The sequence below is a fragment of the Paenibacillus rubinfantis genome, from assembly GCF_001486505.1.
GTDB lineage: Bacteria > Bacillota > Bacilli > Paenibacillales > Paenibacillaceae > Fontibacillus > Fontibacillus rubinfantis.
In genome coordinates this window covers 1,066,361-1,082,427 of the sequence record NZ_LN909065.1, presented here as the reverse complement: position 1 = coordinate 1,082,427, position 16,067 = coordinate 1,066,361, and the positions used below count along the sequence as shown (strand labels likewise).

Annotated in this window: 11 protein-coding genes; all 11 read left to right on the top strand. The window is 57.9% G+C overall.

Annotated features, from left to right (window positions below; translation table 11 throughout):
• Nucleotides 1-57 precede the first annotated feature (57 nt).
• The 11 genes from BN3277_RS16465 to BN3277_RS16415 all read left to right on the top strand — a co-directional run bounded on the left by BN3277_RS16465 (nt 58) and on the right by BN3277_RS16415 (nt 16,023).
• Nucleotides 58-1,677: an extracellular solute-binding protein gene (locus BN3277_RS16465; protein ID WP_059044407.1), complete on the top strand. Its 1,620-nt coding sequence runs from the start codon at nt 58-60 to the stop codon at nt 1,675-1,677.
• Between the two features lie 75 nt (nt 1,678-1,752).
• Nucleotides 1,753-2,655, top strand: a complete 903-nt coding sequence (locus tag BN3277_RS16460; protein WP_059044405.1) for an ABC transporter permease — start codon at nt 1,753-1,755, stop codon at nt 2,653-2,655.
• Between the two features lie 34 nt (nt 2,656-2,689).
• Nucleotides 2,690-3,565 carry a carbohydrate ABC transporter permease gene (locus BN3277_RS16455; RefSeq protein ID WP_059044403.1) on the top strand — a complete coding sequence of 292 codons (876 nt, stop codon included), beginning with the start codon at nt 2,690-2,692 and terminating at the stop codon, nt 3,563-3,565.
• A 79-nt stretch (nt 3,566-3,644) separates the two neighbouring features.
• The gene (locus BN3277_RS16450; RefSeq protein WP_059044895.1) at nt 3,645-5,393 is read left to right on the top strand and encodes a hypothetical protein; all 1,749 of its coding nucleotides are present in this window, start codon (nt 3,645-3,647) and stop codon (nt 5,391-5,393) included.
• 63 nt (nt 5,394-5,456) lie between these two features.
• Complete coding sequence (locus BN3277_RS16445; protein WP_059044401.1) at nt 5,457-7,694, top strand: glycoside hydrolase family 88/105 protein; 2,238 nt, start codon at nt 5,457-5,459, stop codon at nt 7,692-7,694.
• 53 nt (nt 7,695-7,747) lie between these two features.
• On the top strand, nt 7,748-9,613 hold the full coding sequence (gene iolD, locus BN3277_RS16440) for a 3D-(3,5/4)-trihydroxycyclohexane-1,2-dione acylhydrolase (decyclizing) (protein ID WP_059044399.1): 1,866 nt from the start codon (nt 7,748-7,750) through the stop codon (nt 9,611-9,613).
• Between the two features lie 110 nt (nt 9,614-9,723).
• Nucleotides 9,724-10,644 carry a myo-inosose-2 dehydratase gene (gene iolE / locus BN3277_RS16435; RefSeq protein WP_059044396.1) on the top strand — a complete coding sequence of 307 codons (921 nt, stop codon included), beginning with the start codon at nt 9,724-9,726 and terminating at the stop codon, nt 10,642-10,644.
• Nucleotides 10,645-10,652: 8 nt separating this feature from the next.
• Nucleotides 10,653-11,669 (top strand): 5-dehydro-2-deoxygluconokinase, encoded by a 1,017-nt coding sequence (gene iolC / locus BN3277_RS16430; RefSeq protein WP_059044394.1) that lies wholly within the window; start codon nt 10,653-10,655, stop codon nt 11,667-11,669.
• A gap of 17 nt (nt 11,670-11,686) precedes the next feature.
• A complete protein-coding gene (locus BN3277_RS16425) occupies nt 11,687-13,141 on the top strand; it encodes a CoA-acylating methylmalonate-semialdehyde dehydrogenase (RefSeq protein ID WP_059044392.1) in 1,455 nt (484 codons plus the stop codon).
• Nucleotides 13,142-13,197: 56 nt separating this feature from the next.
• Nucleotides 13,198-14,280: an inositol 2-dehydrogenase gene (iolG, locus tag BN3277_RS16420; protein ID WP_232436442.1), complete on the top strand. Its 1,083-nt coding sequence runs from the start codon at nt 13,198-13,200 to the stop codon at nt 14,278-14,280.
• A gap of 39 nt (nt 14,281-14,319) precedes the next feature.
• The gene (locus BN3277_RS16415) at nt 14,320-16,023 is read left to right on the top strand and encodes a hypothetical protein (protein WP_059044390.1); all 1,704 of its coding nucleotides are present in this window, start codon (nt 14,320-14,322) and stop codon (nt 16,021-16,023) included.
• The last annotated feature ends 44 nt before the right edge of the window (nt 16,024-16,067 follow it).

Below are 16,067 nucleotides of genomic sequence, written 5' to 3'. Positions count from 1 at the left end.
CACGTATCCATGTCTTCCGATCGGATGATACATCTATTCGAAGAAGGGGATGAAAAAATGATTGGAAACAAAAAAAGATCAGGGTTGGCCATCACTGCGGTACTTTTGATTACTTCCTTGTTGTTTACGGCATGTTCGTCTTCATCGAATTCGAAATCCAATGATCCGGGCAGTGCGTCGCCAGGAGGCGAATCCACCGGTAAGCGGGTCACGCTGAAGGTTGAAGTGTTCGATCGGGGGAACTCGCCGGCCGGATCAACGATCACGGAGAACTATTTGACGAAATACGTGCAAGAGAACTTTGGGGATCCGAACAACATCGATGTGGAATTCGTACCGATCCCCCGTTCCGAGGAAGTTGAGAAGCTTAATGTTCTGATGGCAAGCGGCAGCGACGTCCCGGACATTGTTTTTACGTATGACACCAACACGTTTAACCGTTACGCCTCCCAAGGCGGTTTGACGGACCTGACTCCACTTCTTGAGCAACACGCCCCTAATTTAACGGCATTCCTCGGCGAGGACATCCTGCAATACGGCCGGTATGAAGGTACGCAATTCGCTGTTCCCGCCAAACGTACACAGCTCGGTAAATACGCTTCTTTTATCCGCCAAGATTGGCTGGATGCACTGGGACTCCCCGTTCCTCAATCCACGGAGGAGTTATACAATACGCTGAAGGCTTTTAAGGAGAAGGATCCGGGCAAAACCGGCGGGCAAGTTATCCCCATGGCGATGACGGTAGCCAACGCGCAATACGAACCTCTCCTCTGGTCTTTCATCGAACCGTTAACCGAAGAACAAAGCTACACCTTAACCCAAACGCTGGGTTCCAATGATTACCCCACACTGCTGCCGGGCTTCAAGAACGCGCTGCAGTTTATGAATAAGCTGTACAACGAAGGATTGATCAGCAAGGATTTTGCGCTTGATACCGACAAGAAGAAGTTAGGCGAGGACGTATCCTCAGGCAAGGTTGGCTTCTTCAGCGAGGACGACGTCAATCCTTTCTACGAAAACGGCTCCTACGCCACGCTCCAGCAAAATGTTCCCGGCTCCATTCTTAAATCGGTAGATGTCTTTACGAACTCCGAAGGGAAGCATGCCAAACCGATGTACAATCCAAACGGCATGTATATCATGGTTCCGAAAACAAGCGAACGTGCGGTAGAAGCGATCAAGTATCTGGAATGGATGGCTTCGGATGATCATCTGTTCCATATGCAAAACGGCATTGAAGGCGAGAACTACACCATGGTCGACGGCGTACCGGTCGTCATGGAGAATCAAACCGAGGAAGCGATCAACCGCCTTTACAATAGCGGAGATATGGCGATTATCTCGAACGGCAAGCAGCTCGGCAACGATGAACTCAACATGAAAGCCCGGGCGATGCAATTCCCGACGCAATATCAGAAGGATGTCGCCGAAGCCCAAACGATCGCGAACACGGATCTGATCCAACCGATCGTGATGAGCAAGCCGATTGAAGCGCAAACGAAATACGGCACGACGTTGCAGGAGAAATTCCATGAAATGCTCGTCAAAGTGACGATGACCAAGCCGGATCAATTTGAAAGCGTATACGAATCGATGCTGAAAGACTATATGGCCAGCGGAGGCCAGGCGATCCTTGACGAGCGTACAGCCGTCTACAAAGAAATGCAGTCCAAATAAGTCAGATCCGGGTCATTGCGGGGAAGGGGCTTCCCCTTCCCCCGCAGTTTCCTATCGCCTAAGGAGGGGACCGCTGTGAGCTGGAAAGTCTATTTCCGCAGATATTGGCAGCTGTATGCGTTGCTTGCGTTACCGCTCGCTTATTTTGTCATATTCCGATACGGCCCGATGTACGGGATTCAAATTGCGTTTAAGGATTTTAACTTCTTTCAGGGGATTGAGGGCAGCGAATGGATTGGGTTTGAGGCGTTCCGGGAAGTGTTTGGGATGCGGGATTTCTATCTTACGCTGCGCAATACGCTGATGCTGAATTTTCTGGATTTGCTGGTTTCTTTTCCGGCTCCGCTGATTTTGGCGGTATTGCTGTATGAGATGCAGATTAACTGGTTCAAAAAGCTGTCGCAAACGATTCTATACATCCCTCACTTCATCTCCTGGGTGATTATCGGGGGGATTGCCGCCCAGGTCTTCGGGACCCAATCCGGCATGATCAACAATGTGATTACCTCATTGGGGTATGAAGCCATTCCTTTTTTAACCGAGAAGAACACCTGGCTGGTGACGTATTTGCTGATCGGGATGTGGCAAAGCGCAGGTTGGGGAACCATCATCTATTTGGCAGCGCTCACGGGCATCAATAAAGAGCTGTTCGAAGCTGCGAGCATCGACGGTGCCAGCCGAATGAGACGAATTTGGCATATCACGCTCCCCGGCTTGAAATCCACAATCGTGATGCTGCTGATCATTAACCTAGGCCACTTGATTACGATTGGCTTCGACCGCCCGTATGTCATCGGCAACCTGGCAGTCCGCGAGTACTCTGATGTGCTGAGTACGTTCGTTTACCGCATCGGGCTGCAATCCGGCCAATACACGCTGGCGACGGTCGTCGGATTGTTCCAGGCGGTTGTTGGGCTCGTGATGGTGCTGTCGGCCAACCACATTTCCAAGAAGCTTACCGATGAAGGGATCATGTAAGGAGGTCAACATGTTATGAAAGGAGCGGACGTCCGTGAAAGAACAGACTGCTAACCGCGTGTTCGATATTGTCAATTTTGTCGTGATCGCTGTCGCCACGCTGCTTTGTCTGGCTCCGTTTATCCATATTCTCGCCGTTTCGCTCAGCTCAGCAGGGCCGATCCTGTCTGGAAAAGTCAGCTTACTGCCGGTTGAGCTCACATTTGATTCCTACAAGCAGGTCTTCACCGACCCGGCGATGCTGCGCTCTTTGGGCTTTACGGTACTGCTGACGGCTTTGTTTACGCTGCTCTGCATGCTGATGACGATCGCCGCCGGCTACCCGTTGTCCAAGCGTAAGCTGAGAGGCCGCAAAATCTTTATGACGATTGTGGTCATCACGATGTTCTTCAGCGGCGGGATCATCCCTGAGTATATTCTCGTCCGCAACCTGAACCTGTTGGATACGATCTGGGCGCTGGTGCTTCCAGGGTTGGTCAACCCGTTTTACCTCATCATCCTGATCACCTTCTTTAACAACATTCCGGAAGGCCTGGAGGAATCCGCGGAGATTGACGGCAGCAGCCATTTTCGCACCTTGACGCATATCATTCTACCGCTTTCGCTTCCGGTGATCGCTACGCTCAGCCTGTTCTATGCGGTAGGGCGTTGGAACGGATTTCAGGATACGTTGATGTACATTAACAGCCCGGAGCTGTACCCGTTGCAATTAAAGCTGTATCAGCTAATTCAGAACAACATGATCTCCGATCTCTTGGCGGCGGAAGGTGCCGGTGCGGTTACGAAGCTGGTATCCGAGGGCTTAAAGTCTGCGAGCGTCATGTTTGCGACGATCCCGATCCTGCTGGTGTATCCGTGGCTGCAGCGCTATTTCGTCAGCGGCGTTATGCTGGGTGCGGTGAAGGGATAGAAGATAGATCACTAGATCACGGAGTAGTGCAAATCGAAACGCTATAGCGATGCAGTGAAGGGGGAGTAGAGGCTTGAACATGGAAATCTACGACAAGCTGGTGACCCTAAACGACGAGTTCGCGCAAACGGCAATGGAGCGGCAAATCCTGGATCCGGACAGCCGTTTCTATGGCGGGGTCATCGATCCGGCGAACGGGATCGCCTGGCCGAGCCACGGCGGTACCCCTCTGGATATGGCGATGTGGGCTTGCGCTCTCGTAAATGAGGACTCCCGGTTTTATCATGAGGACGCGCTGCTGCAGCGGCTGGAGTTGGCGGCGCAGTTTATGCTGCGGTCGCAGCATGCCGACGGCTCGATCTCGCCGCCCTGGACGAATCTGCATTCACCGCCCGACACCGCTTTTGTGGTGAGCGGCCTCGCCCAGGTGTATGAGCTGCTTTGCGCTCATGCTGCGCGTTATCCGCGAGTCTGTAAAGTGGCGGAGGACATTCGCCTCTTTCTCGAGCGGACGGTTCCGCTGTTGTTGACGGGCGGGTGCCATACGCCCAATCACCGGTGGGTGCTGTGCTCGGCGCTGGGGTTCCTGTATAAGCTGACGGGCCAGCCGGAGCTGAAGGAGCGGGCGGAAGCCTGGCTTGCGGAGGGCATTGACTGTACACCGGACGGAGAGTGGACCGAGCGGAGCAACGGAATTTATAACGCCGTTAGCGATATCGTTTTAATTTGGGCCGCCGAGCAACTGGAGCTTCCCGGGCTGCTTGTGCCGGTCCGCCGCAACTTGCGGATGATGGCTTACTTGATCCACCCGGGCGGAGAGGTGGTCACGGACTATTCCGGGCGCCAGGATTTCGGCCATCCGTTTGATCTGAGCGGGTATTTCCTCGCCGCCAAATGGCTGGCGAATCGCGACAAAAATCCGCTGTTCGAAGCCATCGCCGAGTTGGCCGGCCGTTCGCTCAGGCATCCGGGCGGTTTGCCGAACCATGCGCTCCTGGGATTACTTCGTTATCCCGAGCTTCTCCAGCCCGCGGTCCCGCTCGTCCCTTTGCCGGAAAACTATCGGGTGGTGCTCAACGGCGGTTTTCCGCGCGAGCGTTATTTAAGCGGCATGGAAAAGGCCGGGCATCACGAGCGAATCTATCACAGCAAGCTGCATCCCGATTTCGGCGCGCCAATCGCCCGACATCGGCGCGGTGCGATGAGCGCCACCGTAATGACGGAGTCGAATTCGTTCTTTGCGCTGCGCCACGGCCAAGTGCGGTTGCTGGGTGTTCAGCTTGCGTCTGCGTTCGCGCCGGGTTACGTGAAGCTGCAGAAGCTGGAGCAGATCCATCAAGGGCAGGGGTACCGGTTAACCGCAACGGAACGCAAAGGTTATTATGCTCCCGTTGCAAAGGAGCTGTTGCCGGCAACGGCCAAAGGGCCGGTGAGCCCTTGGTATTTGCTGCCCCATCATCGGCGGGAAGTCACCCATGAGCAGCAGCAACACGTAGAAGTCGAGGTTCATGAAACTGCCGAGGGTTGGAGAATACGCGTTCAATGCGCCCGGGAGGAGCCGATATTAACGCAGCTTTCGTTCCTCTTCGGCCTGGAAAGCGAAATGGCGGGCGAGGCGGTGGAGCAAGCGGAGAGCGGGATCTTTTTCTGGAAGCAGGGGAAGGTTCGCTTGACCTCAGGGGAGGATTGGATCGAGCTGAATGGCGGCGGGATGGAGCATCAAGCCGAAGGGCTGAACAACACGGGGGTTCCTGCCGGTTGCCGGGTATTGGTCGTCAATTTGTTGACGCCTTACGACCGAACGATTGATCTGAAGCTGTCTTACTAATCAAGCACTTAGCACTCGAGCAAGCTCTGGGATGGATAGGATAGAAGGGAAGGAGACATCAACTTGGGCGAATATATCGACGCGAGGGAGAGTTCCTCTTATTGGTTTGGCGACGAAGACGGACGGATCTTGGAAGTGATCGCCGCTAGGTATATCGGGGCGAATCCGCCGATCCCGTTTGCGCTGCGCACCTTCTCCAAAGCGGGGATTTTGCAGACGGCGGAAGGTTTGTACGATATGGACTTTGCCGCCAAGCACCCGCAAGCGGAGGATGGTGATTACGCGTATGCGTACGGTCTGGTCTGGAGCGATGGAGAGCGTTCGATCGACGGTGTCATGGAACCGCTTGGGCCGGTACGGCTGTTCGTAAACGAGCAACTGACGTACCTTTCTACGGTCGTGGATGAACTCGATCCCCAAGCGCGGATCCAGGTGCCGCTCGAATTGACCCCAGGCTGGAACACGCTGCTGTTGGAGGCGAGAAAAACCGCATCCGGCTTTGGCTGCCGGTTTGGAGCCGATGAAGCGAAGGTGCGGATCCTGCAGGTCGCGGCCCCGTTTACCGACCGGCAGGGGAGCGCCGGATGGGTGTATTCCGAGCCGGTGAAGACGGTTTGCTTCGGCTCCGATGGAAAGCCGTTTCCGGACGGGCAAGCAGATGAAGCAGCGAGCGGTCTGAACTGGCTGCCGGCGGTCAAATGGCCGGAGCACCTACGGGGGCTGCCGAATTTGGAACGGATCTACGGCCATCCGGCTCAGCCTGCGGCAGCGTATGCCTGGAGCACGGTCCATGTCCCGGCCTCCGCCGAACGAATCGAGCTGAACGGTAGCGTTCGGGGAGCGACACAGATCTGGGTGGACGATACGCTGGCGGTGACGGTTGCGGGAGGGGGACCTTTTCGAATTCAAACCGAAGTGAAGCCGGGAATCCGGCAAATCGTGGTGCGGACGGAAAATGCGAAGGAAGGCTGGGGCTTTGAGTTGGCGGTGGAAGCAAACGGAGAGCCGCTGGCTTTTTTTGAACCGGTAAAGGTACATGGCAATCCCAGCGCGTGGTTGTACCTGGCGCCTCTTCCGGTTGAGGAGGTGCTGCCGCCGGAGCAGGTGCGTCTGGTCAACAAAACGTTTGAAGGGTTGATCGGTCGCGTTTACTGGGCGGTGGATGCTCCAGAGCTGCGCGTGCGTCCTTTTTACGAGAATGCGATGCTGAGCAACAAGTGGACGACTGGAGGTGCAACCAATTTCGGGCGCTGGGATTACCCGCTGGGCGTGACGATGTACGGTTTGCTCCGCACGGCGAAGGAATTAAACCGCCCGGACATCCGGGCCTATGCGCTCTCCCATATTTCCAGCTGTACGGAATGGTATGAATATTCGTTATGGGACCGCGTCGAATATGGATTTCCGGCGATCAACCATCAGCTGGTACTGCTGCGGATGCTCGATAATTGCGGGTCCTTCGGGTCGGCGATGCTGCAGGCGAGCTTGGATGGAGGGGAGCCTGCGGAATCCCGCAAAATCGCGGATCGCATCTCCGATTTTATGTTAAAGCGGCTGGAGCGGCGGGAGGACGGAGCTTTTTACCGGCGTTGTGAAGGGGAATATTCGGCCGACACGATGTGGGCCGACGATTTGTATATGAGCGCGCCGTTTCTTGCGCGATATTCCGAGATTTCGGGAGAGGCGGACGCCATTAATGAAGCGGCGAAGCAGTTTTTGCGGTTCAAGCGCTATCTGTATATGAGTGATCAGCAAATCATGTCTCATGTCTACGATTTCAAATACGGCAAGCCAACCCGAGTCCCTTGGGGGCGGGGCAACGGCTGGGTGCTGTTCTCGCTGACCGAGCTGCTGGAGCGGCTCCCCGAGGATCATGCGGATCGGGAGCAGCTTTTGACGATGTTCCGAGAGCTCAGCGAAGGGATCGCTGCGCTTCAATCCGCATCCGGGTTATGGCATCAGGTCTTAAACCGGGCGGACGCCTATTTGGAAGCTTCCTGTACGGCGATGTTCGTTTATGCCTTTTCGCGCGGCATCCGGTTTGGTTGGCTGGATCGCAAGGAGCCTTATGCCGAGGCAGCGATCAAAGGCTGGAGGGGACTGACGGCGGAGGCGATCGACCGCCAGGGGAATGTGCACGGCGTGTGCAGCGGTTCACGTTACTCCTTCTCCCCTTTTTATTATATGGAGGATCTGCGCACGGTTCGGAACGATAACCACGGCATCGGCATCATGATGCTGGCCGCCGTTGAAGTGTTGCAGCTGAAGGCGGCGCTGGCCGATTCAAACATAACGCCGTAGCTCGGGAATAAACATGCTAATGAATAGCGGGTATTCAAAGGAGATGAGTTCGGATGAAAGAGACGGTACGGCTGACGATGGCTCAGGCGCTGCTGCACTTCCTGGATAACCAATACCTCCTGCTGGACGGCAAGGAGACGAAGTTCGTCGAGGGGATCATCGGTATCTTTGGGCACGGCAACGTTACGGGGATCGGGGAAGCCATCGAGCGGGAGAAGACGGGACTTACGTTTATCCAAGGTAAAAATGAGCAGGGGATGGTGCACACCGCGGTGGCGTACGCCAAGCAAAAAGCCCGCCGCCAAATCTTCGCCTGCACGACCTCGATTGGCCCGGGGGCGCTGAATATGGTTACAGCCGCGGCGACGGCAACGGTCAACCGGATTCCGGTGCTGCTGTTGCCCGGCGATAATTTCGCCTGCCGTCAGCCGGATCCGGTATTGCAGCAGCTGGAGGTGCCCAACGACTACACGATCTCCGCGGTGGATGCCTTTCGCCCGGTCAGCCGATATTGGGACCGGATATCCCGACCGGAGCAGCTGATGAGCGCGGCGCTTCAAGCGATGCGGGTGTTGACCGACCCGGCCGAGACCGGGGCGGTGACGTTGGCTCTGCCTCAGGATGTGCAGACCGAGGTTTACGACTATCCGGTTGAGTTTTTGCGGAAGCGTATTCATGTGATCGACCGACGGCCGCCGGCGAAGGACGCGATTGAGCGCGCTGCGGCATTGATCGCCGGCAAGCAGCGTCCGCTGATCATCGCTGGCGGGGGCGTGCATTACAGCGGAGCGACGGCGGAGCTGCTCGGTTTTGCGGAGGCATTTGGCATCCCGGTGGCCGAAACTCAAGCCGGCAAAAGCGCGATCTCGTGGAAGCATCCGCTGGGCATGGGGGGCGTCGGAGTGACCGGAACGGCCGCTGCCAACCGGCTGGCCCGCGAAGCCGACGTCATCATCGGCGTGGGGACCCGGTACAACGATTTCACGACGGCGTCCAAATCCGCCTTTGGCGAGAATACGTCCTTCGTGAATCTTAATGTAAACGGGCAGGACGTGGTGAAGCTAGGCGGCGTATCGGTTGCCGCGGATGCCCGGGAAGGGCTGGCGGCGCTGCGGGCCGCGCTGCTCGATCGCGCTTACCGAAGCGGGTATGACGCAGCGGAGCTCGCCGGCCTCAAGGCGGATTGGGACCAAGAGGTGGAGCGCCTGTTCACGATGGATTTGCAGGAAGGACTGGCGCAAACCCGAGCTTTGGGCGTGATCAACCGGTACCTCGGCGAGGAGGATATCGTGCTGCTGGCCTCCGGCAGTCTCCCGGGCGATATGCACCGGCTTTGGCGAACGGAGCGGCCGGGCACCTATCATGCGGAATACGGTTTTTCCTGTATGGGGTACGAAGTCAGCGGCGCGTTAGGGGCTGCCTTGGCGGAGCCGGACCGCCATGTTTACGCGGTTCTGGGCGACGGCGGCTATCTCATGCTGCACTCGGAGCTTGTGACCAGCTTGCAGGAAAACCGCAAAATCACCCTTCTGCTATTTGATAACCACGGTTACCAATGCATTCACAGCTTGCAGCGCAGCCAGGGCAGCGACGGGTTCGGCAATGAATTCCGCAGACGGGACGCCGCCGGAGGGGGATTGACAGGGGCGTATTTACCGATCGACTTTGCGGCCCATGCGCGGAGCATGGGAGCGAAGGCTTATACGGCGACAACCGCAGAGGAGCTCCAGGAAGCGCTGATTCAAGCGAAGCAGGAGCCGTGTACAACGCTGATCGATATCAAGGTTGTGCCGGGCTCCCACACCGATGGCTACGACTCCTGGTGGAGGGTTGGCGTGCCGGAAGTCTCGTCCAGTCCAAAGGTCGTGGAGGCCCACCAAGCTATGCGCCAGCGGATTGAGCGGGCAAGACCACTCTAAGGCAAGGTGTGCGGCGGCCCAGCCGTCAGGGGTCTAGCCGAAGGGCGGAAATGGATGTAGAAACAACGGACATAACGTAAATCGCAAGCATATCTGAAGGAGGGGAAGAGATGCTGGACGGACTAAAGCTAAAGCTGGGGATTCATCCGATTAACTGGGTTGGCGAAGACGTGCGGGAGCATGGGGAGGCAACAACCTATGAACAGATCCTTGACGAGATTCAAAAGCTGGGCCTGACCGGAACCGAAATGGGCCGCAAATTTCCGAAGGATCGGACGGTCTTAAAGGAAACGCTGGCGAGCCGGGGGATTCAGCTCGTCTCCCAATGGAAGTCGGTATTGTTCTCCGACCCGGCTTACCAGGAGAGCGAGCTGAAGGCGTACCGGGAGCATGTCGCCTTTTTACATGAGATGGGCAGCCCGGTGATCAGCACGGCGGAGGTGGGGGGATCGCTGCATTTCGATCCGCGCCGCACGCCGTACGAGAAGGAAGTGCTTCGGCTTGACGACGCCGGCTGGGCGGCCTTGGCCGAAGGGCTTAACGCAGCGGGGCGAATCGCCGCGGAATACGGGATGAAGTTAACGTATCACCATCATGGCGGAACTGTAGTAGAACGGCCGGAGGAGATCGACCGCTTAATGGAGCTAACTGATCCTTCGCTGGTGTATCTGCTGTATGACACGGGCCACGCCTATTACGGGGGAGCCGACCCGCTGGAGCTGCTGCGCAAGCATGCGGACCGGATCGCCTACATTCACCTGAAGGATGTCCGCTTCCCCGTGTTGGAAGAAGCTCGCCGTGAAGGCGTGGACTTCGTGACCTGTATTCGCAAAGGGGTGTTTACGGTTCCCGGCGACGGCGGGATCGACTTTGGTCCGATTCTGGAGGAGCTGGCCGTCCGCGGTTACGAAGGCTGGGCGATGCTGGAAGGCGAGCAGGATCCGACGCTTCATCCGGCTTATGCGTATGCGCGGCGATCCTTGGACTACTTAGCGTCGTTACGACAGAACGGCAGAACCGGAGAGGAGTAGATCGCGAGATGAGCAAGCTGGTTATTGATTCAAGCAAGCCGGTTGATTTTGTAGCGATCGGGCGGCTGTGCATCGATTTGAACGCCAACGAAATCAACCGGCCGATGGAGGATACGATCACTTTCACGAAGTATGTCGGCGGCTCGCCAGCCAACATTTGCATCGGCATGTCGCGGCTTGGCCTGAAGGCCGGGTTTATCGGCAAGGTGTCGGATGATCAGATGGGGCGATTTATCGTCCGTTACCTGGAGCAAAACGGCATCGACACCCGTAACGTCGTGACGGACCATACCGGCGCCGTGACGGGGTTGGCTTTTACGGAAATCCAAAGCCCCACGGATTGCAGCATTCTCATGTACCGCGACAATGTCGCCGATCTGCTGCTGACACCCGATGAAGTGCAGGAGGAGCGGATTTCGGAGGCGAAGCTGCTGCTAATCTCCGGGACAGCGCTGGCCCAGAGCCCCTCCCGCGAGGCGGTATTTCAAGCGCTGCGTTATGCGCGCAAGCATGGGGCTGTGATCGCGTTTGACCTGGATTATCGGCCGTATACGTGGAGAAGCGACGAGGAGACCGCCGTTTATTACAATCTGGCCGCGGAGTATTGCGATATTCTGATCGGAACGCGCGAGGAGTTTGACCGGATGGAGCGCTTTGAAGCCAATCCGGAGCGCAGCGATCAGGTGACTGCCTCCGGCTGGTTCGAACATCGCGCGAAGCTCGTCGTGATCAAACATGGGAAGGACGGTTCGATCGCTTATGTGAAGGACGGCACAAGCCATCGGGCGCGCAGTTTCCAAGCCCAGGTCATCAAGACGTTTGGGGCGGGGGATTCGTATGCCGCCGGGATGCTGTACGGCTTGATGCAGGGCTGGACGATCGAGCGAAGCATGACTTACGGCAGCGCGGCTGCGGCGATTGTCGTATCCAGCCATAGCTGCTCCGATGCGATGCCGACAACTCGGCAGATCGACGACTTTATTGCCGCTTCCACAAACGCCGATGCGGTTGACGGTGTGAAATAAAAAGGGGGCCAACCACGATGACCACAGAAGTGAACACGATACAAAACCTGATCGGCGGAGAATGGGTCGCTTCGACCTCCGCGCAGACGCTGCCGGTCGTGAATCCGGCAACCGAGGAGATTTTGGGCTATGTCCCCTTATCGACAAAGCCGGAGCTTGACGCCGCCGTGCAGTTGGCGAAGGAGGCGTTTGGAGCCTGGAGCCGTACGCCGGTGCCGCGGCGGGCGCGCATCCTGTTCAAATACCAGCAGCTGCTGGTAGAGCATTGGGCGGAGCTGGCTCGCATCGTTACGATCGAGAACGGCAAAAGCTACGAGGAAGCATACGGCGAGGTCCAGCGCGGAATCGAATGCGTGGAATTCGCGGCCGGGGCCCCAACGCTGATGATGGGGAAGCAGCTCCCCGATATCGCAACCAACCTGGAATCGGGGATGTACCGTTACCCGGTTGGGGTGGTTGGAGGCATTACGCCGTTTAACTTCCCGATGATGGTGCCGTGCTGGATGTTCCCGCTGGCGATTGCCTGCGGCAATGCGTTTATCCTGAAGCCGTCGGAGCGGACGCCGTTGCTGGCTAACCGGTTGGCAGAGCTGTTCCTGGAAGCCGGATTGCCCAAGGGCGTCTTGTCCGTCGTTCACGGCGCGCATGACATCGTCAACGGCTTGCTGGAGCACCCCGACGTGAAGGCGATCTCCTTCGTTGGTTCGCAGCCGGTCGCCGAATACGTCTACAAGACCGGAGCCGCCCACGGCAAACGGGTTCAGGCGCTCGCCGGAGCCAAAAACCATTCGATCGTCATGCCGGACGCCGACCTTGATGCGGCCGTGAAGCAGATCCTCGGCGCGGCGTTTGGCTCGGCCGGCGAGCGGTGCATGGCCTGCGCGGTTGTGGTCGCGGTCGGTGAAGCCGCCGATCCATTGATCGCGAAGCTCAAGGAAGCGGCGGATGCGATCGAGATCGGCAACGGCCTCGACGCAGGCGTGTTCCTCGGCCCCGTCATTCGCGACACGCATAAGGCCCGCACGCTGCAATATATCGAGCTTGGCGAGCAAGAAGGGGCTTTGCTGGTCCGCGATGGGCGCAAGGATGCGGCCGCGGACGGCCAAGGCTACTTTGTGGGGCCGACGATTTTTGATCACGTCTCCACGGAGATGAAGCTGTGGCAGGACGAGATTTTTGCGCCGGTGCTGTCGGTGGTCCGAGTCGCTACGCTGGAAGAGGCGATTGCTCTCGCCAACCGCTCCGAGTTTGCCAACGGCGCTTGCTTGTTTACGACCAACGGCAGCCATGTCCGAACTTTCCGCGATCAAATCGATGCGGGGATGCTGGGCATTAATTTGGGCGTACCGGCCCCGATGGCGTTCTTTCCGTTCTCGGGCTGGAAGCAATCGTTTTACGGCGATTTGCATGCGAACGGCATGGACGGGGTGGAGTTTTATACGCGCAAGAAGATGGTTACGGCACGTTGGTAAGCCAGTCGAAGCTTAGATAACAAGGGATGAGGACGATGGCAAGGGAGGATATGGATATGGATATGGAGATGGAGATGGAGATGAAGCAGGTAAAGGGGACGGGAACTGGGAAAATCAAGGTTGGCATCATCGGCGCCGGGCGGATCGGGAAAATCCATGCCGAGCATGTGCAGCGGCTGGGCCAGGCGGAGGTTGTTGCCCTCAGCGACCCGTATGCCGACGAGGCGCTGCGGCAATGGGCTGCGGAACGCGGCATTCGGGCCGTGACGAAGGAGGCGGACGAATGGATGCACGATCCGGCGATCCAGGCCGTGTTCATCTGTTCGCCGACGGATACGCATGTGGCGTTGATCAAGCAAGCGGCTGCGGCCGGGAAGCATATCTTTTGCGAGAAGCCGGTTAGTATGGACATCGAGGAGACGAGGGAGGCGCTGGCGGCGGTCCAAGCCGCCGGTGTTCAGCTGCAGGTTGGATTTAACCGGCGGTTCGACCATAACTTCAAGCGGATCCGGGAGATCGTGGCCGGCGGGCAAATCGGGCAGCCGCATCTCGTCAAAATCACGTCCCGCGATCCCAATCCGCCAAGCGAAACTTACCTTCGCTCTTCCGGCGGCATCTTCATGGACATGATGATCCATGACTTTGACATGGCCCGGTATGTCACCGGAGAGGAAGCGGTGGAAATCAGCGCCGTAGGCAGCGTGCTGATCGATCCCGTCTTCGAGCGCTGCGGCGACGTGGATACCGCCGTGGTGACGATCCGTTTTGCCAGCGGTGCGATCGGCATCATCGATAACAGCCGGCAGGCGGTGTACGGCTACGACCAACGCGTTGAGGTGTTTGGATCGGGCGGCAGCGTCGCGGTCACTAACGACTACCCGAACACCGCGGAAATTCATACGGCCGAAGGCGTACGCCGCGATAATCCGCTGCATTTCTTCCTGGAGCGGTACAACGATGCTTACGGGGATGAAGTACGTCAGTTTATCGCCAGTATCGCGGAGGGAAGCACGGTCCCCGTTTCGGGCGAAGACGGCCTGCAGGCTCAACTGATGGCCCGCGCGGCGGCAACCTCCTTGCGCCTGGGCCGACCGGTGAAGCTAAGCGAAACGAATGAAGCCACTTTCGAGTCGGTCTGAACCTGTTGACGCTTAACGTTAAAGGAAGGAGGCTGCGGGATGGCGGGCAGTATGCTGGAGCAAATGACGCGGGAACAAGTGTTTTTGGTAGAGCAAGCGATGGAGGAGATGGACCGTCACTATGACGAGGAAAAACGTATGCTGCGAAACGTGGAGGATGGCCGGGGTGATCGGCATTCCACCCGCGGCAGCGCCCATTATGCCGTTGGCCTGTTGATTCGGAACGGTGAAGAGGATGTGGAGCGAGCCTGCGCCGTTTTGGACCAGGTGCTGAAGCAGCAGTTGGATGCCCCGGACGAAATCTTCCACGGCACGTTCAAAACCTCGCCGCAGGCGGCGGAGCCGCCGCGAGGGGGTTACCCGTGGAAGCGCTTTGGGCCCGGCTTCGCGTATTACCTTACAAGCACGTTGGAGAAGATCTCGGGCCATCTTGCGGAGGAGCTTGGCGCGGAAGGCGAGGGGGGACAACACGTCGGAGGGAAGGACGTCGAGCAAGCCTTGACGCGGGCTGCGGATCGGGTGATTCCCCCGGTATGGCGGAGTTATGATCCGAACTGGCGGGAGTTTATCGCCTGCGCTTTTGCAATGATCTTGGAGCATTTCGAACCGCAGCTTCCCCCGGAGCTGGTCCGGCGCATGGACGAAGCGATGGATAAAGCCGTGACCGGCTCCATCGACCGCCGGCTGTCGGATGCGGTGCCGATGAACACGAACATCGAGCTGATGCATCTGTTTATCGTTCATTATTACGGGCATCGCTATGGCAACGAGGCGTGGATTCGCCATGCTGACCATCAAGCCGAGCAGTTCCTTGAGGATTTTGCCGAATTCGGCACCCTCGCGGAATTCAACTCCACGACCTACTATGGGGTCGATCTCACCGTGCTTGGCCTTATCCGTCAATATGCCCGAACCGATCGTTTCAAAGCGATAGGACATACGATTGAACACGGGTTATGGGAGACGATAGCATTGTTCTATCACCCGGGGCTGGAAAATATGGCCGGCCCCTACGCCCGGGCCTACGAAATGGAGATGACCGCCCACAGTTCGATGGGGGTGTTCTTGTACCTGGCGTTTGGCGAACGGTTGAAGCATTTGGCCGCGGTCAATTGTGAGACCGGGCATGATCCGATGATCGCGCTGGTTGGTGTGGATGTGCCGGAGCAGGTAAAGCGAAAGCTGCTCGGCGAGCCGGAGGAGCGGTTGGTAACCCGGCGCTACCGCGAGCTATGCGAGCGGGATCAACCTGGCAAGAACCGCTTCGTGTGCACGGCAACCGCATGGCTGGAGCGCAACCTGATGATCGGCGCATGTTCAGGTAGCCGCAATACGAACGGCCAGCTTCATCCGGCAACGATGCATTGGCGCAGCGGCGCTGGTGGCCGCTACTCCTTGCGGTTGATCCGCCGGGAGCCGGAGGGCGGCTGGAACACCCATCTGCGCGGCTATTCCATTGATGCGGCAGCCTCGCCGGGCAAGCTGACCGCCGCGGTGACGCTGGAGACCGGCGGCAAGGCGCTTGACGTCTATTTCGAGGTGTGCGGCCCCGGGGTGACCGCCGCGAACGTGTCGCCTTCAGTATGGACGTTCCCCGGATTGTCGCTTCGCGTGGAGGCGGAAGCGCCAGAGCCGATCGTCCGCGAACGGGACGGCGGCGGCTGCGTGGAGATCATTTATCCCTATCGCCCGGTATCACCAGAGGACGTCTCACATATGGCTTTCCAACTGAAGGTTACCTAATTGAAACGGGTCAAATCAGAAGCCTCGCAGCCGACCGCTGCGAG